20 protein-coding genes are annotated in these 20,556 nt (G+C 64.8%); all 20 read right to left on the bottom strand.

The window, feature by feature from the left end:
* Window position 1: 1 nt before the first annotated feature.
* A complete protein-coding gene (gene fliS, locus ACLEJW_RS13135) occupies window positions 2–397 on the bottom strand; it encodes a flagellar export chaperone FliS (RefSeq protein ID WP_145189375.1) in 396 nt (131 codons plus the stop codon).
* 136 nt (window positions 398–533) lie between these two features.
* Window positions 534–1,943 (bottom strand): flagellar filament capping protein FliD, encoded by a 1,410-nt coding sequence (gene fliD / locus ACLEJW_RS13130; RefSeq protein WP_313302267.1) that lies wholly within the window; start codon window positions 1,941–1,943, stop codon window positions 534–536.
* A gap of 81 nt (window positions 1,944–2,024) precedes the next feature.
* Complete coding sequence (locus ACLEJW_RS13125; RefSeq protein ID WP_145189381.1) at window positions 2,025–2,378, bottom strand: flagellar protein FlaG; 354 nt, start codon at window positions 2,376–2,378, stop codon at window positions 2,025–2,027.
* A gap of 70 nt (window positions 2,379–2,448) precedes the next feature.
* Window positions 2,449–3,303: a flagellin domain-containing protein gene (locus ACLEJW_RS13120; protein WP_145189384.1), complete on the bottom strand. Its 855-nt coding sequence runs from the start codon at window positions 3,301–3,303 to the stop codon at window positions 2,449–2,451.
* A gap of 218 nt (window positions 3,304–3,521) precedes the next feature.
* Window positions 3,522–3,770 (bottom strand): hypothetical protein, encoded by a 249-nt coding sequence (locus tag ACLEJW_RS13115; RefSeq protein WP_145189387.1) that lies wholly within the window; start codon window positions 3,768–3,770, stop codon window positions 3,522–3,524.
* On the bottom strand, window positions 3,767–5,059 hold the full coding sequence (locus ACLEJW_RS13110) for a motility associated factor glycosyltransferase family protein (protein WP_440777705.1): 1,293 nt from the start codon (window positions 5,057–5,059) through the stop codon (window positions 3,767–3,769). Before ACLEJW_RS13110 ends, ACLEJW_RS13115 begins: the two co-directional genes overlap by 4 nt.
* Window positions 5,060–5,111: 52 nt before the next feature.
* The gene (locus ACLEJW_RS13105; RefSeq protein ID WP_440777704.1) at window positions 5,112–6,056 is read right to left on the bottom strand and encodes a ketoacyl-ACP synthase III; all 945 of its coding nucleotides are present in this window, start codon (window positions 6,054–6,056) and stop codon (window positions 5,112–5,114) included.
* A gap of 272 nt (window positions 6,057–6,328) precedes the next feature.
* On the bottom strand, window positions 6,329–7,381 hold the full coding sequence (gene pseI, locus ACLEJW_RS13100; protein ID WP_145189396.1) for a pseudaminic acid synthase: 1,053 nt from the start codon (window positions 7,379–7,381) through the stop codon (window positions 6,329–6,331).
* A gap of 2 nt (window positions 7,382–7,383) precedes the next feature.
* A complete protein-coding gene (gene pseG / locus ACLEJW_RS13095) occupies window positions 7,384–8,856 on the bottom strand; it encodes a UDP-2,4-diacetamido-2,4,6-trideoxy-beta-L-altropyranose hydrolase (protein ID WP_440777703.1) in 1,473 nt (490 codons plus the stop codon).
* Window positions 8,853–9,578, bottom strand: a complete 726-nt coding sequence (gene pseF / locus ACLEJW_RS13090; RefSeq protein ID WP_145189402.1) for a pseudaminic acid cytidylyltransferase — start codon at window positions 9,576–9,578, stop codon at window positions 8,853–8,855. Before pseF ends, pseG begins: the two co-directional genes overlap by 4 nt.
* Window positions 9,571–10,752 carry a UDP-4-amino-4,6-dideoxy-N-acetyl-beta-L-altrosamine transaminase gene (gene pseC / locus ACLEJW_RS13085; protein WP_440777702.1) on the bottom strand — a complete coding sequence of 394 codons (1,182 nt, stop codon included), beginning with the start codon at window positions 10,750–10,752 and terminating at the stop codon, window positions 9,571–9,573. Before pseC ends, pseF begins: the two co-directional genes overlap by 8 nt.
* Window positions 10,749–10,898, bottom strand: a complete 150-nt coding sequence (locus tag ACLEJW_RS13080; RefSeq protein ID WP_313302244.1) for a hypothetical protein — start codon at window positions 10,896–10,898, stop codon at window positions 10,749–10,751. The genes pseC and ACLEJW_RS13080 overlap by 4 nt, the downstream gene beginning before the upstream one ends.
* A 232-nt stretch (window positions 10,899–11,130) precedes the next feature.
* Window positions 11,131–14,034: a TIGR00180 family glycosyltransferase gene (locus tag ACLEJW_RS13075; protein ID WP_440777701.1), complete on the bottom strand. Its 2,904-nt coding sequence runs from the start codon at window positions 14,032–14,034 to the stop codon at window positions 11,131–11,133.
* A 51-nt stretch (window positions 14,035–14,085) separates the two neighbouring features.
* A complete protein-coding gene (locus tag ACLEJW_RS13070; protein WP_145189415.1) occupies window positions 14,086–14,820 on the bottom strand; it encodes a cephalosporin hydroxylase family protein in 735 nt (244 codons plus the stop codon).
* Window positions 14,817–15,911 carry a class I SAM-dependent methyltransferase gene (locus tag ACLEJW_RS13065; protein WP_440777700.1) on the bottom strand — a complete coding sequence of 365 codons (1,095 nt, stop codon included), beginning with the start codon at window positions 15,909–15,911 and terminating at the stop codon, window positions 14,817–14,819. Before ACLEJW_RS13065 ends, ACLEJW_RS13070 begins: the two co-directional genes overlap by 4 nt.
* Window positions 15,901–16,758 carry an NAD-dependent epimerase/dehydratase family protein gene (locus ACLEJW_RS13060; RefSeq protein WP_440777779.1) on the bottom strand — a complete coding sequence of 286 codons (858 nt, stop codon included), beginning with the start codon at window positions 16,756–16,758 and terminating at the stop codon, window positions 15,901–15,903. Before ACLEJW_RS13060 ends, ACLEJW_RS13065 begins: the two co-directional genes overlap by 11 nt.
* 5 nt (window positions 16,759–16,763) lie before the next feature.
* Window positions 16,764–17,987, bottom strand: a complete 1,224-nt coding sequence (locus tag ACLEJW_RS13055) for a class I SAM-dependent methyltransferase (RefSeq protein WP_313302230.1) — start codon at window positions 17,985–17,987, stop codon at window positions 16,764–16,766.
* The gene (locus ACLEJW_RS13050; RefSeq protein ID WP_313302227.1) at window positions 17,984–18,544 is read right to left on the bottom strand and encodes a dTDP-4-dehydrorhamnose 3,5-epimerase family protein; all 561 of its coding nucleotides are present in this window, start codon (window positions 18,542–18,544) and stop codon (window positions 17,984–17,986) included. Before ACLEJW_RS13050 ends, ACLEJW_RS13055 begins: the two co-directional genes overlap by 4 nt.
* Window positions 18,541–19,623, bottom strand: a complete 1,083-nt coding sequence (rfbG, locus tag ACLEJW_RS13045; protein WP_313459903.1) for a CDP-glucose 4,6-dehydratase — start codon at window positions 19,621–19,623, stop codon at window positions 18,541–18,543. The genes ACLEJW_RS13050 and rfbG overlap by 4 nt, the downstream gene beginning before the upstream one ends.
* Window positions 19,605–20,378, bottom strand: a complete 774-nt coding sequence (gene rfbF, locus ACLEJW_RS13040) for a glucose-1-phosphate cytidylyltransferase (protein WP_145189434.1) — start codon at window positions 20,376–20,378, stop codon at window positions 19,605–19,607. The genes rfbG and rfbF overlap by 19 nt, the downstream gene beginning before the upstream one ends.
* Between the last annotated feature and the right edge of the window lie 178 nt (window positions 20,379–20,556).

Genomic DNA, 20,556 nt, shown 5'->3' with positions numbered 1-20,556 from the left:
TTCAGGGGACCATCGACGGCGCGCCGATCGCGTCCCAACCTTCCTTGACGGTGGTCAGCAAGTCCCGAACCTCGTCCAGGATCGCTGGGTCGTTCTTCATGTTGGCTTCGCTCAGGCGCCGGGTCATGTACAGGTAAAGATTGTCCAGACGCGTGAGCTCTGCGGTCATGTTGTCGCGGTCGAGGCCTTCGCGCAGGCCGCCGATGATACCGATCGCCTTGCCGATCGCGATGCCCTTGCCGGCGATGTCCTTGCGCTGCAGCGCACCGCTGGCCTGGGCGATACGGTCCAGGCCACCTTCCATCAGCATTTGCACCAGGCGATGCGGGCTCGCCTCGGAGGTCTGCGCCTGGGCGCCGATCTTCTGGTATTGCCGAAGGGCTAACATTGGATTCATAGGGTACCTCGTCACCACGGGGTTGCTGTATGACCGGGCTATCGGCGCGGCGTCAAAAAACTTTAGCGAGAATACGAAAAGCCCGACAGCACGTCACGCGCTGCCGGGCTTTTGGCACTGCCAGGGCCAGGCCTGATCAGGAATTCTTCTTCTGCGCCGCCATGGCCTCGAAGATCGACAACACGCTGTCGCGCTGGGCGTTCAACTGGCCCACCACGGTGTCCATGTTGTTGTACTTCTTGGTCAGCGAAGCTTCGAGATCCTTGATACGCGCATCCAGCGAACTCTGCTCGAGGTCCAGGCGTTTTTTTGCCACCTCCAGGGATTTGCTCCGCTCATCGAGCACGCCACCTGAGGCCGTGAATGGCTCCATGGCCTTGGTCATGCGATCGAGCAGTCCACCGTCGCCATTGAACAGGTTCTGCACCTCGCCGCCGAGCTTCTGCTCAGTGATCGCCTTGGTGAACTTGGTACTGTCGAACTCCAGCAGGCCGGTACCCTGAACGGTGTTGATGCCCAGCTGCGAGAGCACGCTGAGTTGCCCGGAACCATTGGTGCCCGGCACCACCAGCTCGTTGCGCAGCGACGTCAGCATGCTGCGTACGGCAGGATCACCCGCCAGTGCCGGCGACTTCCAGGAGCCGTCCGCAGCCTTGGTCGACACGCTCACGGTGTTGATCGCCCCAACCAACGCGTTATACGCATCGACGAACGACTGCACCGACTTCTTCAGCCCATCGGTGTTGGCCGTGACGGTGATGGCAACCGGCGACAGGGTTTCGGTCTTGGACAGCAGCTCGAAGGTCATGCCGCTGATGGCGTTGTCGACCTTGTTCGACTTGCTGGTGAGCTTCATGCCGTCGATTTCGAACTCGGCGTCCTTGGCCAGGTCGCCCACACGCCCTGCTCCACCGGCATCGCTCATCTGCGCTGTCGGGTCGATGGTCAGCGCGCCGGACACCGAGATGTCGGACCCTTTGCCCATGGTCTCGGAGCTCAGCACCAGGCGCGAGCCGGTGCCGTCATTGACGATGTTGGCGGTGAAGCCTTTGGCCGTGGCCTGCGCGTTGATCGCGTCACGGGTCTGCTGCAGCGTGGCATTGGCCGGCAAGTTCACATCGACGTTGACGCCGTTCTGCGTCAGCGTCAGGGTACCGCCGCTGGCCGAGACCACCGAATTGGCATCGGTGAAGCGCTGGCTGGCAACGCGTGAAGCGGTAGCCAACTGCGAAACCTGAATCGAATAGTTGCCGTTGACCGCCGCACTGCCGGCGGTGGCCTTGACGTATTTGTCGTTGGAGCTGGCAGCGGTCGAGCCGATGAAGGCCGGGTTGGCGCTGTCGTTGAGCTTGCCCAGTGCGGTCTTGTAGGCTGCCAGCGCACTCTTGAGGCTGCCGACGGCAGAGATCGACGCGGTGTTGGCTGAGGTACGGCGATCCAGCTGGCCCTGCTTGGGGGTTTTTTCGGCGTCAACCAGGGCCTTTACGATGGCCGTAGTGTCAAGGCCGGAACCCAGGCCCAAACTCGGTAGAATTGGACTTGCCATTACATCCTCCTTTTCTGGTTGGCGCCGAGCACCACGATCGCTCGGCAACACCGGTACTTCTGTTCTTATGAACGCGCAGCGTCACGCCTTGGCGTCGAACAGCAAGCTGTTGACGTCCTGCAGGCTGCGCGCGAGCTCCAGGGCGGTTTCCGACGGAATCTGCCGGATCACTTCGCCGCTGTCACGGGCGACGACCTTGACCACCCACGTACCGGTGGAGTCATCGACCGAAAATTCCAGGTTGCGTTGCAACGACTGGACGAAATCCTGAATGTCCTGCACGGCCGAATGCAACTCGGCCTCGCTCTTCGGAGCGTCTTGCTGCGATGCCTGGCGGTTCGGCGCTTGCGCCTTGTCCGTCGCCTCATCCTTGTAGATGTTGGCGGCTGCCGTAGCCATCTGATACGACGGGCTTGCCTTGACGCTGATGTCCATCGCACTTCACCTCTAAAAGTAAAAGGCGAGAGCGTGCACATGCACCCTCTCGCCACACTTCATCGCGCGATTACTGAAGCAGCTTCAGTACGGCCGATGGCAGCTGGTTGGCCTGAGCCAGTACTGCGGTCGACGCCTGCTGCAGGGTCTGCTGCTTGGTCAGCTGGGCAGTTTCTGCGGCGAAGTCGGTGTCCTGTACACGGCCCATGGCGGCAGCCGAGTTCTCGTTCATGCTCTGCAGGTTGTTGATGGTCGACTGGAAGCGGTTCTGGATGGCACCCAGGTCCGACTTCTTGTTGTCAACGGTTTGCAGGGCAGCGTCGATCGCGGTGATGGCAGCGTCAACCGAGGTGTGAACGGCCGAGTCCGAAGTACCCGAGATCGCCAGGGTGCCGGTGCCGACGCCCAGGGTCGAAGCAGCGAACGACGAAGTCATCGAAACGCTCAGGATCTGGCTGGTGCCGGTCATTGCGCCAACCTGGAACTCCATGGTGCCAGCGGTGCCGTTGAGCAGCTGCTTGGTGGTACCGTAGGTGGTCGAAGTGGCGATACGGGTCAGCTCGTCGGACTTGGCCGCGAACTCTTTGTTCAGCGCCGCACGTTCAGTGGTGCCGTTGGAATCGTTACGCGATTGCAGAGCCAGTTCACGCATACGCTGCAGGATGTTGGTCATCTCGCCCAGTGCGCCTTCAGCGGTCTGGGTGATCGAGTTACCGTCGTTGGCGTTCTTGATCGCAACGGTGGTACCGGTGACCATGGTCTGCAGCTTGTTGGCGATCTGCTGGCCAGCAGCGTCGTCTTTAGCGCTGTTGATGCGCAGGCCGGACGACAGACGGGTCATCGAGGTGCTCAGCGCGTCGGAAGCTTTGTTCAGGTTCTTCTGCACGCCCAGCGAAGTGGTGTTGGTGTTTACGGTTAAAGCCATGACGAATTCCTCGTTGGATGGATACTGCGGCTTCCGGCCCTGGCATCCGCCGGGTGTGGCCTAGAGAACCTTCGTAATGGTTATCGTCGGGTTTGCAGGTTGCTTTAGGGGCTTTTCCAAAAAAAAATGCCATCACCTCGCCACCCCTTGTAAATCGGGCCTTGCAGCCCTGAAGCAGCGGATGAGCGGCAAAAAGCCAATGTGACGGGCGTCACATTTCAGTGCCTCGCGGCTTGCTCGAGCAGCGCGGGCAGTTCGTGTTCGAGGTAGTCGGCCAGCGCCAGCCAATCCTGGCGCTGCTGCGCCTCGAGCATGGCTTGCAACAGCAGCATGCCGGACTGCGGCTCGACCGCTGCCAGCACGGCCTCGAACAGCTCGACCATGCGCAGTGCGCCCTGCACGTCCTGGCCTAGACGAAACAACGCAGCGCATTCGCGCGCTGCCACGCTGTGATTGACGGCATTCACGGGCAGAACTCCGGATCATAGTCGGTACCGGCGATCAGGGCCCCTGCCCGGCTGGTGTTGAAAAAACGCACCTCGGGGTGCCGGGCGATATAGCGCTCAAGATCGATCAGGTAACCGCGGAAATTCAGCTGCGTACGCACCCGTTGCCCATGCCCATCGAGCACCCAATGGCGCGCCGCCGACACCGTCGGGCCCAGCACGCCATCGTCCCAGCCGGTGTGGGTACGGTCGCCCGGGAACGCGAAGTCGGCGCCGAACAAGGTGATGGCGGTTGCGCCCATCTGCACTGCAAGATCGGTGGCTGGGTGGATCACGCTGCCGCCGACGAACAGCTCGGCGCGGGGGATCGCCTGGCGCACCGAGGCATACAAGGCGCTGGCTGAGTAGGCGCTGTAACGCGGCCCGCGCCAGTGGGCGAGCAATTCGACATCCAGCATCGGCATGTATACCAGCGCGGTCTGCGCCGAATGCTCAGGTGGCAGGTGGTGCAGGCGGATCTTGTGGTCGACGCTGACCACGATGTCGGGCTGGATGCCAGCGCGCAACAATGGCAGGTAGGCGGTGTCGACGCAGATGAACAACGGTCGCTGCGCCTGCGCGCGGATCCGCGCCAAGGCCGGCAGATGCGCCGCCAGGCTCGGCCCGGTGGCGATCACATAGCAGTCACGCCCAGGCTCGGTGCCGAACAGCGTGGCCACATCGAGGTCCTGGCGCAGCAACGGCAAGCTGTCGGCCAGCAGCTGCTGCAAGCCGGCATCGGCGCTGTCGAAGGCGCGGTTATTGAAACTCAGGTGAGTTTCGCTGATCAGCCGGTCGCGGATTTTCGCGTTGGTCTCATCGGCCAGCACCAGCTCGGCGGGCAGGGCAAAAAACGGCAGGGCGATTTCGCGGCTGTCGCCGGCATAGGCCAGCTCGACGCGCGGATCGGCCAGCCAGTCGCGCTGGTCGAGCAGCTGCAAGACCAGGCGCAATACCGCACCATTGAGCACGTAGACACGCAGCTGGCGCAGCGCACTGCGCTCGAGCAGCACCCGCTGCAGATCGCCCAGGCCCGTGCCGTAGACATGCAGCGTAGGGCTATCCAGCGGAAGGGATTGCGCCTGCAGGCGCGCCTCGGCAAGGCGATCATGACGGCTGCTCAGTTGAATGTTGCAGACGCTCAAGGTCGAACCCAGGCCCTCGACCCGTTGCACATCGAGGCGCTCGCTCGGTTCCTGCTGCAGGCGCTCGCACAGCGCCGGCCAGCGCTGCCGCAGCACCTGGAGGTTAGCCTGGAAAATCTCGCTCATCGCTGCGCATCCCGTCCCTGCGAAACGGCCAAGGGTAACCCAGCTGCAGGGTTTATTCAGCCTTGTACAGAATCGCCGAGCCCCACGACAGGCCCACGCCGAAGCCGCTGATGGCCACGCGCTTCCAGTTGCCGTCGAACATGTGCTTTTGCAGCAGCAGGGCAACGCTGGAGGACACGGTGTTGCCCGTCTCGAGCATGTCCTTGACGAACTTGTCGACCTGGGACTTCTCCGGGTCCTCTTCATAGCGCCGCGCCACGGCATCGACGATGGCCGCACTGCCCTGGTGAATGCAGAAGGCATCGATATCGTCGTTCTCCAGACCCGACTCTGCCAGCAGCTCATGCAGGTGTGCTGGCACCTTGATCAGGGCGAAGTTGAAGACCTGACGACCGTTCATGTAGAACTCGCCAGCGCTGACCTTCAGGTGCGGCGCACCGGAGCCATCGGTGCCGAACTTGGCTTTGCCCAACTGCCAGGTCGCGCCCTCACCCATCCAGGTGGCGGTGGCGGCGTCGCCGAACAGCATGGTGGTGTTACGGTCTTCTGGGTTGACGATCTTGGAGTACGGGTCGGCCGTCACCAGCAGGCCGTTCTTCAGGCCCGCCGCCTCCATGAAACCTTTGAGCGCATATAGGCCATAGACGTAACCCGAGCAGCCCAGCGAAACGTCGAAGGCGGCCACATGGGTCGGCAGGCCGAGCTTGTGCTGGACGATCGCGGAGGTGTGCGGCAAGCCTTCTTCGTCGCCGTTCTGGGTCACCACGATCAGCGCGTCGATCGCCTCGCGCTTGAGTTGCGGGTTAGCCGCGAACAGGTTGTTGACCGCTTCCACGCACAGGTCGGAGGTTTCCTGTTGCTGATCTTTACGCGGCAAGAAGCTCGCGCCGATCTTGCCGAACATGAACGCTTCGTCCTTGCCGAACTTGGCGCCTTGCACATAGTTGTCCAGGCCGGAAGCGGGCACATAGCTCGCGATGCTTTTGATGCCGATCATCTTGGCTTCCCAATAAATAACAGCGCAATACCGCCGCCCGGATGACTCGGGCAGCGCCTGAATGACGGGATCTGCCGCCGCTGATGCAGGCGACAGGCGGGGCCGGCAAGCGACAAAGGCGCGCCGCCCCCATTAACGGTTACAGAGGGAGATGCCCGCTCTGACCGATAGGTCACGAATATTTGGAAACAATCGCATATTTTGCCTGTCGTCGTCACCTTGGCAAAGGTCGTACACAGGTTGGCGGCACTGCGGCGCAGTCGCAGCCAGGGTCAGTCGAGCAGGCTCCACGCCAGCGGCGTTCCACGCTTGAGCGGTTGCCGCGCCTTGCGCCCGAGCACCGCTTCCAGATGGCCCGGCGCCAAGCCTGAACCTGGGCGGATGGCGCGTACGTTGTCACGGTCGAAGACCTCGCCTGCCGCCATGTCGCGCACCACGTACAACGAACGGCGAAAGCGCCGCGAGGCCTCCTCGGCCGCCGTTGCTCCGTAGTGCACGCGGCCCAAGGCTTGCCAGCCGCGCTCGGTTTCCGTCACCAGTGCGGCCAGTTCCTCGGGTTGCAGCGAGAACGCCGCATCCACGCCGCCCTCGCTGCGGTCCAGGGTGAAGTGTTTTTCCACCACCGTGGCCCCCAGCGCCACCGCCGCCACGGCCACCCCGACGCCCATCGAATGATCCGACAAGCCGACTTGGCAGCCGAACAGCTCGCGCATATGGGGGATGGTCAACAGGTTGCTGTTGTCGGGGCTTGCCGGGTAGGTGCTGGTGCACTTGAGCAGCACCAGGTCGCGGCAGCCGGCTGCGCGCGCGGTCTGCACGGTGCGCTCGAGCTCGGCGAGGCTGGCCATGCCGGTGGAGATGATCATTGGCTTGCCGGTGGCGGCCACCTTGCGGATCAACGGCAGGTCGGTGTTCTCGAAACTGGCGATCTTGTACGCCGGCACGTCCAGGCGCTGCAGAAAGTCCACGGAGCTTGCATCGAACGGTGTCGAGAACACCAGCAGGCCCCGTTGCCGCGCACGCTCGAAGATCGGCTGGTGCCACGCCCAGGGGGTATGGGCCTTGTGGTACAGCTCGTAGAGCGAAGAGCCGGCCCACAGGCTGTCGGGGTCGGCGATGAAGAACTCGCCTTCGGCCAGGTCCAGGGTCATGGTGTCGGCGGTGTAGGTCTGCAGTTTCAGGGCATGAGCCCCCGCCGCCGCCGCCGCATCGACGATGGCCAGCGCACGTTGCAGCGATTGGTTGTGGTTGCCGCTCATCTCCGCGATGACCAGTGGTGGCTGATCGGGGCCGACGCGGCGGTGGCCGATATTGAAACTGTGCATGGCTATTCCTGAAAGACCCGCTCGAAGGCACACGGCGACTGAAGGTAGCCGGCACCGGTGAATACGTGCAACGAGGCCAGGTTGTCCGGCAATACCTGTGCTTCGATGGCCAACAGATCGGGCCAGCGTTCGCGTACCCAGGCCTCGCCGCGTGCCAGCAGCACCGAGCCCCAGCCAAGGCCGAAACGCCCGGCGAACAGGTACAGCGACACCCGCGCCCGCTGACCGGGCAAGCGGTCGTAACGCAGACAGCCGACCGGCCCGTCCGCCGCCTCGGCGATCAGCAGCAGCCGCTGATGATCGGCCAGCACCGCGCCCAGCCAGGCTTGATGTTCGCCCCAGCGCAGCGCCTGATGCTGATGCGATCGACGCCGCACTTCGGGCGCGTTGCGCCCGTCGAACAACAGCTGGGCGTCGTCGCTGGTGGCCATGCGCAGGGTCAATTGCTCGCCACACAGGGCCACGGCCACTCGCTCGGCGCCACGGCCGTCGACCAAGGCCTGACTACGCTGGGCAAAGCTCTCGCGCAGGGCTTGATTGTCCAGTAGCAAGGCAATTGCCTCGCGCAAGGCGCTCACACCGACCTGCGCAGCCTCGCCCAGGTACAGGTGCATACCGGCCTGGGCCATGGCCAGGGCGCCGGCACGCTGGTTGTCCGCCACGCTCACGCACAGGCTCGGCAAGCCCATGGCAGCGCGCTCCCAGGTCGTGCCTCCGGCAGCCCCGATGAACAGCTGCGCCGCCGCCATGCGCTGCGCCAGGTCGTCCACGAAGCCGTGCCACTCCCACCCCGCGCGCTCGGCGCATAATCGGCGCAGCGCCTCGTTCGCAGTCGCTCCCAGCCCGGCGATGCAGGTCACCTGCACGTCGTCCAGCTCAGCCAGCGCCTGCAAGGTCCGCGGCAGCATGCCGGCGACATCGAAACCGCCGAAGCTGACCAGCACGCGCCGGCCCTGCACGGCAGGCTGGGCGGGGCGCTGGAACGCCGGGCGCACCAAGGCATAGCGCGGCCCCAGCAGCAGCCGGCATGGCGCGGCCAGATGCACTGCATAGGCAGAGGCACTGGCATGAAAATTCTGGTCCAGCAGCAGGTCGGCTGCATGGCCACGGTCGGCCAGGTCATCGATCACCGCGATACGCTGGGCGTGGGCGCGCGCTGCGTGTTCCCAGCGTGCATCCAGGCGGTAATGGTCGACGATCAGCCAATCGAAGCGGGACTCAGTGGGCAGCGCCTGGCCCATGCCGGCCAGGTCCTGGGACCACGGCTCGACACCTGCCAGGGAAGGCGGCGGTGCCCAGCCATGCACCGCGAAACCTTGCGCCTCGATGGCCGCGCGGTGGTGCCCCTCGAGCAGGCAACAGGCGAAGCTGACCTGCGCGCCCTGCGCACGCAACGCATGGGCCAAGGTCAGGCAGCGGGCGACATGGCCAACGCCCAAGGTCGCCGAAGCGTCGGCGCGGATCAATACCTTCATGGGTCGAGCTCGCCCCCGGCCTTGAGCGCCGCGTACAGGTACTGCGCGCGCAACCAGTCGTCTTCGGTGTCGATGTCCTGCACCAGGTGCCGGGGAATGATCACTGGCAAGCTACGCGCGGAGTACAGCACCTCGTTGTCCAGCCAGGCTTGCAGTCGCCCCCAATAAAACTGGCCGGCATCCTGATAGGCCGGCGCCAGGTCCTGGGAGCGGGTTTCGCGAAACTGCGGATTGAGCGGCACCAACGCACCCTGGGCATCCACGGTCAGCGCGCGCTGCACCGGGAAACCGAAGCCGCTCACCGAAAAGGCGAAACTGCGTTCGGGATGCGCCTGCAACAGGGCCAGCCCCTCATGCAAGTAACGCTGCTGCAGAAACGGCGCCGTGGCGTAGATGCAGCAGGCATGGCTCAACGCCATGCCCTGCCCAGTGAGCACCTCGAGGGCATGGTGGATCACGGCGTGGGTGGTGGCGTAGTCGTCGGCCAGATGCGCAGGCCGCATGAACGGCACCTGGGCACCGTGGGCCAAGGCTACCGCGGCGATATCGGCATCGTCGGTGCTGACCACCACGTGGTCGAACAGGCCACTGGCCAGGGCTACGCGAATCGAATGGACAATGATCGGCTGACCGGCGAAGGTCTTGAGGTTCTTGCTCGGGATCCGTTTACTGCCGCCGCGCGCTGGAATGATCGCCACGGTGCCGCGCACACGCTCACTCATCGGCATCGCCACCCAGCGTCTGCAGGGCCTGGCGCAGGCTGTCGAGCACGTGGTCCTGCTCGGCTTCGCTCAGGTCAGGGTAGAGCGGCAGGCTCAGGGCACTCGCATAGTAAGCCTCGGCCTCGGGGAAGTCGCCAGGCTTGAAGCCCAGTTCGCGGTAATACGGCTGCAGGTGGATGGGGATGTAATGCAGGTTCACCCCTACCCCTGCTGCACGCATGGCCTCGAAGATCTGCTTGTGCGCTCGCTGGGCACGCGCGCTGCGCAAACGCACCACGAACAGGTGCCAGGCAGACTGGGCCTCGGCCTGAGGCGCCTGCACATCCACCGGCAAATCTGCCAGTGAGCGCTGGTAGCGGGCCACCAGCTGGCGCCGCCGCGCCAGAAACTCATCCAGACGCGACAGCTGCGACAGGCCCAGGGCCGCGTGCAGGTCGCTGAGGCGATAGTTGAAGCCCAGCTCCAGTTGCTGGTAATACCACGGCCCGTGGCTGGCTTCGCTCATCTGGCCAGGGTCGCGGGTGACGCCGTGACTGCGCAGCAACTGCAAGCGCGCGGCCAACTGGGCATCGTTGGTCAGCACCATGCCGCCCTCGGCGGCCGTGATGATCTTCACCGGATGAAAGCTGAACACGGTCATGTCGGCGAATTCGCCATTGCCCACCGCCACGCCGGCATAACGCGCGCCAACGGCATGGGCGGCATCCTCGATCAGGGTGAAACCATACTGCCGAGCCAGGCCCTTGAGGCTGCGCATGTCAGCGCTTTGGCCCGCGAACGCGACCGCCACCACTACTTTCGGCAAGCGCCCAAGGCTTGCGGCCTCCTCCAGCTTGCGCGCCAGTGCAGTGGCGTCGAGGGTCCAGGTGTGCGGGTCGATGTCGACGAAATCCACATTGGCGCCGCAGTAGCGCGCGCAATTGGCCGAGGCGACGAAGCTGATCGGGCTGGTCCACAGCCAGTCACCCACGCCCAGCCCTGCCGCCAGGCACGCCAGATGCAGGCCGGCCGTGGCGTTGCTCACCGCCACCGCGTGCACGGCACCGCAGCGCTGAGCCAGTGCCTGCTCGAAGCGCTCGACCATGGGCCCCTGGGTCAACCAGTCGGACTGCAGCACTTGCAGTACTGCGTCGATGTCGCCCGCATCGATGTTCTGCCGCGCGTAAGGGATCACGCTGCAAGCCCTGCTGGCAACCGAGGCGACCCGACGCCCCCGAGCCAAGTGACGCTGGACTTCTCCAGGCACTGGATTTCTTCAGCAGAAGCGAACCCGGACGAGCCGATGCCTGCGGATATGAAAATGGACTTGTCGTCGAACATACGTCGATCCTACGGCTACACCAGCAGCGGCTGGGCGTGCCCGGTTACAGGGTCAGGCGGGCGCGCAGCGTCTACAAATTTCTGACTCGCGGCCCTGATTGCAGGCTGGAAGCAAGATACAGGCCATAGCGCCTTGGGAAGTTCCCAGGGGTTGCTGGCAAGCCGCGAGCCCAAGCAGGTGCGGGCATCGCCTGGTGGAAGCGTGGGGGCGCTTTGGCCCCCTGTTTGCTGATCAGCCGATCAGGCCGGACCAGTCCAGCGCCGCTTGGTCAGGTAGCAGCGACAGGGGCTGGGCCGATGCTTGCCATTGTGTCGACCATTTGGCGCGCAGCGCCGCCAGGACGCCCGGCTCCGCCGGCATCGCGCCGTGGTGGATGACCTGCACCTGCGGCGTCCAGACCGTCAGCAGACCGGCTGCGCCGGCTTTCAGGCACAGGTCGACATCGGCGAAGGCGTGGGCGAAGTGCTGTTCGTCCAGTCCCTCCAAGGCCTGGAACAGTTCTTTGCGAATCATCATGCAAACGCCGGAAACCGCTGCGCGGTTCTGTTCGACCGTCAGGCTGTTCAGGTAGCCCGGGGCGTCCGCCGGCTCGCCGGCGTTGGCCGCAACCACACCCGCTTGCGCATCCAGTACCAGCCCGGCCTGGCTGAGCTTGCCCTCGGCGCTGAGCAACTTGGCGCCGACCACGCCGACTTCCGGACGCTGCGCCTGGTTGAGCAGCGCCTCGAGCCAGTTGGCGTTGACCACCTCGGTATCGGTTGCCAGCAACACCAGGTAATCGCCCTCGGCCTGGGCCGCCGCGGCGTTGTACAGCGCCGCTGGGCTCAGCCGTTCGGTACTGTGCAGCACACGCACCTTACCGCCGCGCTGCTGTTGCTGGGCCAGCCAGGTGAGCTGCGCGGGCGACTGGCTGGCGTTGTCGACGATCACCACTTCAAAGCGCGCGTAGCGCGTGCGTTGCAGGATGCTGGTCAGGCAGCGCTGCACGGCGTCGAGATCGTCCTCGCTCGGCAGCACGATGCTCACCAGCGGGCGTGCCACGTGCCGGTAGTCGATGCGCAACGTGCCGGGCACGGGCGCGCTGACCTGCGCCTTGTAGCCGCGGCTGGCCAGATGCCGACTCAGTGCCTGACGCGCCTGCTCGCTGGCCTGCGCTTGCGGTGCCTGGGTGATCAGCAACGGCTCGTCGAGGTGCGCCAGGCCGTTCAAGCCGCCGCTTTCGATCAGCCGCAGCAGCAACTCGAACTCCAGCGCCTCGGGGTACAGCGGGTCGAAGCCGCCGGCAGCGACCAGCACTTCGCGGCGCAGCAGCCAGTGACGGGCCATCAGTGCAGGGTTGCTTTGCAGCAGGTCGAGGTTCACGCCTGGGCGCAGCAGCTCGCGCCAGACGCCATCGGCCTGCTGCTGGATTTCATCGACCGCCACTGCCCGGCACTCAGGGGCGTTGAGCAGTTCGAGGCCGGCGCGCAACAGGCCGGTGGCGGTGAAGCGATCACCTGCCTCGGCCAGCAGCAGCCAATCGCAGGACGACTGCCGGGCCAGCTGGTTGATGTGTTCGACATAGTCCTCGCGGCTGACCTTGATGAAATGCAAGGTGTTGTGCAGGGCCGTGGCCAAAGGCGGCTCACCAGTGGTGAACACGACAATGCGAAACGCCTTGCCGAGCCCGCCCAGCAAGCTGTCGAAGGTGTCCTGCAGCGCCGCCTGATCGTCATCCAGGTCCAGCAGCAGGATGCCGAACTGTGGCCCACCCTGATGCTGCGCCAAGTGCGCGTCGAGCGCGGCCTGCACTTGGGGATCCGGCTTGCGCGCTTGCAGCCAGTCGAGCAGACGCCCGGACGGCATGCTGCCGAGCAACTGTCGCCCGCTCTGCAGCGAGAGCGCTTCAAGCCGCGCCAGCCAGGCGAACAGCGCCTCGCTGTCCTGATGCTCGCCCTGCTCGCCCAAGTGCTCGGCCAGACGCCGCACCACATCACGATTGAATGCATTGAGTTCGAGCGCCGTCCATAGACGCGAGCCTACGGTGCCCGGGGTGTCGTTGACCTGCGCTTGCAGCAACTGCTCCTGACGCAGCAGCAACGGCTCCAGGCGCTGCAGTTGCAGGCGCCCGGCCGGCATGGCGTGAATGAGAAATTCAAACGCGCTGAGCTTGTCGAAGAATGCCTGGTTGTAGAACGGCATTTCCACATACTGCGCTGGCTCGAAGGTCCGCAGCGGCGGCTTCAGCGGGTCGGTCCACTTCGAGCCCCAGACCAGCTCCAGGGTCAGCGCCCGGCGCTGGAACAGGCTTTGCGCCATCGCCGCGAAACTGTCCAGGGCGTGCTGACGCAACTCGGCTCGATCGAGCCCTTCGATGGCGGTGGGCAAGCCAGCGAGGAACTCGGCGAACGCCTCGCGGCCCGCTACCGACTTGGCGTCGCTGAAGCTGAGCACATGGATGACTTCGGTCTTGTGTTCGGAGCTGCCGTAATTGGCTTCGCGCACCGCGTAAGGAATCGGCAGGATGCGCGCCTTGGCATTGGCCAGGAGGAAGTACACATGGCCGATCTCTTGCCACTCGAAGCTGGTGCCCTCTGGCAGCAGCTCGAACCAGCGGCGCAGTAACGCGGTGCGAGTCACGGCGAAGAACGGCGGAATGAACTCGTGCATGTAGTCCATCACCCGCCGCGCCGCGTTCGCATCGCCGTAGTCTTCACTGACTTTCTTGTCGCGCCGGTAGTAATTGACCTGCGTCGCTTCGGCCAGGTACATCATGCTGTAGCCGTGGCACATGCCGTAGTCGGGGTTGGCGTCGAGAAAATCCAGCGACTGGTTCAAACCGTCGTGCAGCAGGAAGTCGTCGTCGGCAGCGAAGGCCATGTACGGTGTGCGCACCAGGCTCACGCCGTGGCTGAGCTTGGCCTGAAAGCCCAGGTAGGAGAACTGCGGCAGGTGCAGGTATTGGACCTCTGGAAACTGCGCGGCAATGCTGGCGGCCGACTCGGTCGAGGAGTCGAGCACCAGGATCGAACACGGATAGCTGCTGTAGTACTGCAACGTGCGGCGCAGGAACGCCGGACGATTGTGCGTCATCAGCACCAGCGTGAATCGCTCGCGCAGCGCCATTGCCTGACCTGACTGGATATTGCCTTGCATACTCTTCCCCACCACCGGCGTTGCCGCCAACAAATTCAACTCAGTGAATGCTCAACGAACCCGGCGCAGGTAGCCGTCCGGCGCCACGGTGACCAACAGCTTGTGCTGCAACTGATAGTCGATCTCGAAGCTGTCATCGCCCTTGAGGTATTCCCAGACCGCGGTCTTCGGGTTGTCGCCATGGCCCCATGGGCGGTCCGGGAAGAAGTCCGCCGGCATGTCCTCGACCACGGTGTCCATCACCACGCAGTAGCTGCCCACGCTTACCAGCGGCGCATACAGCTGCAGCTCCTTGAGCACGTGAGCGTGGGTATGGTTGGAGTCGAGCACCACGATGACCTTCTTGCCCGCCGCCATGGCCTGGACCTGAGCGGCAATGCCGGCATCGATGCTCGAGCCTTCGATCATGCGCACACGCTTGCTCATCGGGTGCGCCTCGATGGCTTCGCGGTTGTGCGGGCGAATGTCGATGTCGATGCCCAGTACTTCGCCGTGCCCCTGCAGTTCCAGCAGCGAGGCGTAGTACAGGATCGAGCCGCCATGGGCGATGCCGCATTCGATGATCAGGTCCGGCTTGACCTGCCAGACGATCTCCTGCATGGCCATCATGTCCTGGGGCAGCTGAATGATCGGGCGGCCCATCCAGGAAAAGTGATAGGTGTATTTGTGCGCCGCGGACTGGTTGAAGAAGTCCCGGGCCACATGCTGCAGCGCCTGGTCTTCACCTTGGGCGGCGATTTGCGCGGAGCATTCGGCTTGGAAAGCCTGGATCGGCGAGTCGGTCATTGTGCGGTCTCGGTTGGCAGGTGGGTGAAATCGGCGCTGTCGACGGCGTGGTAGGTGAAACGCCCGTCGGTCATGCGGCGGATTTCCTCGAGGTAGTTGGAATTCATCACGAACAGGTGCGCGCCGGCCGGCAGAGCGTCGAGCGCCTGCTCGGGCGAGCTGACGCGGGCGCCGCTCAGCGGCAGGTAGCGGCCCTGCTTGGCCGGGTTGATGTCGATCACCCAGTCCACCGGCGCGCCGGCCCGTTGCAGGAACAGCGAATAGATGACGCCCTTGGACGAGGCGCCCCAGATCGCCGTGCCACGTTCGCCAGCACTGCGCACGATGGCCACGGCCTGCTCGAGGCTGGCGCTGAAGTCGTCTGGCAAGCTCAGTGCCGGCACCGGCTGCAAGGTGCTGCGCAGGCTGGACAGCTCGGCGACGACGTACAGGTACTGGCCGTCGAACAGGTGCCCGGCTTCGGCGACCTGGCCGAACATGCGGCGCAGGTCGTCCAGGCGGAAGTAATTGACGTGCTCGTAGAACAGGTCGAACCAGGCCTTGTGCGTGATGATCCAGTCCAGGCACGGCACCTCGATGTAGATCTGCCCGCTACCGCCGTTGGCATCGGCGATGGCGGCCAGAAACGCGAGCGGGTCCTGGATGTGCTCGAGCACATGGCGCAGCACGATAGCGTCGGCGCGCCGGTTCAACTGACGGGTGAACGGCGCCTTGATCACATCCGCGCGGTCGCCTTCATAGGCCGGGTCGATACCGGTGACGGCATAGCCACGGGCGCTGAGCAGCTCGAGGAACCAGCCCTTGCCGCAGCCCACCTCGATCAGTGCCTGACCCTTGAAGTGCCGGGCGATCACACCTTCGACGTCATCCAGATGGCGCTGGAAACGGCCTGAATGGCCCTGCTCGTTCTGATAATCGCTGTCATAGCTGAGCTTGGCGGGGTCGAAGGCATCGTTGTAGATCAGCCCGGTACGACTGTCTTGCACCAGACGCATGTCGGCGCTGGCCGAGGCGCGTGCACTGGCAGCGTCGGCGAAGGTACGGTTCTGCAACACCGGCAATCCGGTGGCGCGGTAGAGCTCACGCTTCATCAGACACTCCCAGCACAGCGCGCAAGCGGCGCGCGTCACCCCAGAACGCCATGGGTTCGTGGGCCGGATACGGGTAATGGCCCAGGTTCAGGTCGATTTGCGCACCACGCCTGGCGACATGCGCCTCGACCAGGCTGCGCACGGCAGTCGGCTGGCCGCTGCAGCAGTTGAGCACACCGCTGAAGTGGTCGCGCTCAAGCACCCTGACCAGGTAATCGGCAGCGGTTTCGATGGGCAGAAAATCGCGCAGTTGCTCGCCAGCGGACATGTCGAAGCGCCGCTGCCCAGCATCGATCGCCCGGTCCAGCGCCGCCAGCAGGCTGTTGCGGTTCTGTCCGGGGCCATACACATAGAACAAGCGCAGCCACTGCAAGGCGAAAGGCTGCTGGCGCGCCAGGCATTCGAGGAACAGTCGCAGGCTGTGCTTGGCCAGGCCGTAAGGGTTGCTCGGCTGGCACAGCCGCGATTCCTCCAGCGCGCCATCGAGCAGGCCATATTCCAGGCACGTGCCGCTGACCTGCACGCGCGCCACGCCGCTGCGCACCACCGCCTGGATGAAGCGGTAATCGGCCATCAGGTTGTGCTCAACGTGGAACAAGCCCTGGTAGTTGGGCAAACCGGGCCAAGCCAGGTGCACCAGCGCATCGATGCCGCGGCACAGCGCGGCGACGTTCAAGTCTGGGTCATGCACATCGGCGCTGACGAACTCGACCTGCGCGAACCAGGGCAGCGCCCGCGCCGCCTGCAGATCACGCGCCAGCGCCCGCACGCGATGCCCCCGGGCGAGCAAGGCGGCGACCAGGTGCCGACCGACGAACCCGGTGGCGCCGCTGACCAGTACGTGCAGGCCGTTCACAGGACGGTCAACTGTGGCACGGCGATGACGAAGCGCGCGCCCCATTCACGCACGTGTGCTTGTTGCTCACTGACCTCTGCAAGCAAGTTCCAGGGCAGCACCAGCACGTAATCAGGCCGCTCAGCGGCCAGCCGCTCGGGCGCCACCACCGGGATACGGCTGCCGGGCAGGAACTTGCCCTGCTTGTGCGGGTTGGCGTCAGCCACCCAGGCCAGCAGGTCAGGCTTGACCCCAGCGTAGTTGAACAGCGTGTTGCCCTTGGCGGCCGCACCGTAGCCGACCACGCGCTTGCCCTCGGCCTTGGCTTGCAGCAGGAAGCTCAGCAACTGCTGCTTGATGCGCTCGGCGGCTGGCGCCAGGCTGCGGTAAAACGCGGGCGTGCTCACCCCTGCCCGCTGCTCGCTGGCAAGCAGATCGGCGACGCTGGGGTGGCGCGCCTGCGGGCCGCCGGCGCATTGCACGAACACGCGCAGTGAGCCGCCGTGGGTCGGCAACTGACTGACATCGAAGATCTCCAGGCCGTTACGCCGGCACAGGGTGTCGACGGCGGTCAACGACAGGTAGGAGTAATGCTCGTGGTAGAGGGTGTCGAACTGGTGCTCGGCGATCAGCCGCAACAGGTGCGGAAACTCGAACGTAGCGACGCCGTCAGCCTTGAGCAGAGTACTGAAGCCGCGTAGAAAATCGTTGATGTCCGGTACGTGCGCCAACACGTTGTTGGCCACCATCAGATCAGCCGCCCAGCCTTCCTCGCGCAATGCTTCGGCGCTCTGCTGCCCAAAGAACGCTTCGCGGATCTGCAAGCCCTTGTCGCGCGCCGCCTGGGCGGTGCTGCGGGTGGGCTCGACGCCCAGGCACGGGATGCCGCGCTCGGCCACGTACTGCAGCAGGTAGCCGTCGTTGGCGGCGATCTCCACCACCCGGCTGGCGCCATCGAGACCGAAGCGCTCGACCATCTGCGCGACGTAATCGCGGGCATGGGCCAGCCATGAGCTGGAGTAGGAACTGAAATAGGCGTAGTCGGCGTCGAACAGCGCATCGGCGCGGGTGTAGTCCTCGGTCTGCACCAGCCAGCACTGCTCGCACACGGCCACTTTCAACGGTACCCAGGCCTCGGCCATGGCCAGTTGCTCGGGGCGCAGGTAGGCGTTGGAAGGCGGCGCGGTGCCCAAGTCGATCAAGGGCAGGCTCAGGCAGGTACCACAGCCACGGCAGTTCATGGACGCACTCCGGTAAACGAGGGTTCGAGCCAGGGATGCTGGGCGTCCCTGGCTGACAGATTCTTGACAGGCAGCGGCCAATCGATGGCCAGTCGCGGATCATGCGCCGACAAGCCGCCCTCGCGGCCGGGGGCATAATCGGCGCTGTGCAGGTAAAGCAGTTCGGCCTCGCTGCCGAGCACCTGGAAGCCGTGGGCGAAGCCTGCCGGGATCAACAGGCTGCGGCCATCGCCTGCGCGCAAGTGTTCGGCGTGCCAATGCAGAAAGGTCGGCGAACCCTCGCGCAGGTCAACCGCGACATCCCACACCTCACCGCGCAAGCAGGTGATCAGCTTGGCCTCCGGTGTATCCCCCAATTGATAGTGCAGACCGCGCACACTGCCTTGGCCGACGGTATGGGAATGGTTGATCTGGCGCACATGAAACGGCGCATCCAGCCCGCCCAGGCGGGTTTCGCAGAACAGCCGGGCGAACTGGCCGCGGGCATCGCCGTGGCGCTTGTGCTGCAGGCTGAACAGGCCAGCGAGGGGCAACGCGTGCAAAAGCAGATCGGTCACGAGCGCCCCACATACTGGTCCAGTTGCGCGAGGCTGAAGGCGCGCATGTCGTCGCCGCGCTGCCAGGCCAGGTGCCAGTCCAGGGTATGACGCAGGCAATCGTGCAGCGACCAGCGCGTGCGCCAGCCCAGCAACTGGCGAGCGCGAGCGCTGTCCAGGCGCAGCAAGCCGGCTTCATGCAGGGTGCTGGTTTCGACCTTGAGGCCGGCTGCGGCTGGCCAGAGCTCGGCCAGGTGCGCGACCACCTCGCCAACGCTGCACATGTCCTGCTCGCTGGGGCCGAAGTTCCACGCGCCGGCAAATGCCGGACCCTCGCGGTACAGGCGTTCAGCCAATTGCAGGTAACCGGCCAGCGGTTCCAGGGCGTGCTGCCAGGGGCGCACGGCCTGGGGCAAACGCAAGGTCACCGGTTCGCCGTGCGACCAGGCCTTGAGCACATCCGGAATCAACCGGTCAGGGGCGAAATCGCCGCCGCCCAACACGTTGCCGGCGCGGGCGGTGGCCAACGCCAGGCCGTGCTCGGCGTACGCGCTGGCAGGGAAGAACGAGGCCGCGTACGACTGCGCCAGCAGCTCGCAACAGGCCTTGGAACTGCTGTACGGGTCATGTCCGCCCAGTGCTTCGTTCTCACGGTAAGGCCAGGGCCACTCTTGGTTGGCGTAGACCTTGTCGGTGGTGACCAGCACGCAGGCTTTCACGCTGCCGACCTGGCGCAACGCTTCGAGCAGGTTGAGGGTGCCCATGACGTTGCTCGAATAGGTTCCCAGCGGATCGCGGTAGCCTTCGCGCACCAGCGGCTGCGCGGCCAGGTGCAGGACGATCTCGGGTTCGGCTTCGCTCACCGTGGCAAACAGCTCGCCCAGATCGCGCAAGTCGCCGCGCACGTCGTCGATGCCCTGTCCGGCCTGCGCCAGAGCAAAGAGACTGGGCTCGGTGCCGGGGTCCAGGGCGAAGCCGGTGACCTGCGCGCCCATGGCCTGCAACCACAAGGTCAGCCAACTGCCCTTGAATCCGGTGTGGCCGGTCAGCAGGACGCGTTTGCCCTGCCAGAACGCCGGGTTCACGCCCACTGCTTCCATGGCGCCTCCCCGCTGTGCCAGAGCTGCTCCAGGTGATTCTTGTCGCGCAGGGTGTCCATCGGGTGCCAGAAGCCATCATGCTGGAAGGCGTTGAGCTGCGACTCGGCCGCCAGGCGCGCGAGCGGCTCGGACTCCCAGGAGGTCTGGTCGTCGTCGATGTAGTCGAGCACCTTGGGCGACAACACGAAGAAGCCCCCATTGATCCAGCCGCCATCGCCACGCGGCTTTTCGATGAAGCCGCGCACCTGCTCGCCGTCGCGCTGCAGGGCCCCGTAGCGCCCAGGCGGCTGCACGGCAGTCACCGTGGCAAGCTTGCCGTGGGCCAGGTGAAAATCGACCAGGGCACCGATGTTGAGGTCGGCGACGCCATCGCCGTAGGTGAAGCAGAACGCCCGCTCGTCTTCCAGGTAGCGCGCAGCGCGGCGCAGGCGGCCGCCGGTCATGGTTTCCTCGCCGGTATCGACCAGGGTTACGCGCCATGGTTCGCTGTAGTTCTGGTGCACGTCCATGCGGTTGGCGCGCATGTCGAAGGTGACGTCGGAGGTGTGCAGGAAGTAATTGGCAAAGAAATCCTTGATCGCATAGCCCTTGTACCCCAGGCAGATCACGAAGTCGTGAATGCCGTGGGCGGAGTACTGCTTCATGATGTGCCAGAGAATTGGCTTGCCACCGATCTCGATCATGGGTTTGGGCTTGAGGTGCGACTCCTCGCTGATGCGCGTGCCCAGTCCACCGGCCAGAATTACCGCCTTCATGTTGTCCCCTCTTGTTCGTCACCGGCCACGGATCGTATGACTGCACGATTTATGGCGATATGACTGGGGGCTTGCAGGAAACGCGCCAGGTGGCGGTTTTTGTTTGGCGAGGGTTTTAGGGCGCCTGTGAGATCGAGCGCCGTTGGCGCGGCGCATCGCGAGCTGCGCTCGCTCCTAC

The sequence above is a fragment of the Pseudomonas sp. SMSB3 genome (assembly GCF_052041965.1).
Taxonomy (GTDB): Bacteria; Pseudomonadota; Gammaproteobacteria; order Pseudomonadales; family Pseudomonadaceae; genus Aquipseudomonas.
Note: the sequence above shows the minus strand (reverse complement) of the source record. Positions and strands in the feature narration are given on the sequence as shown.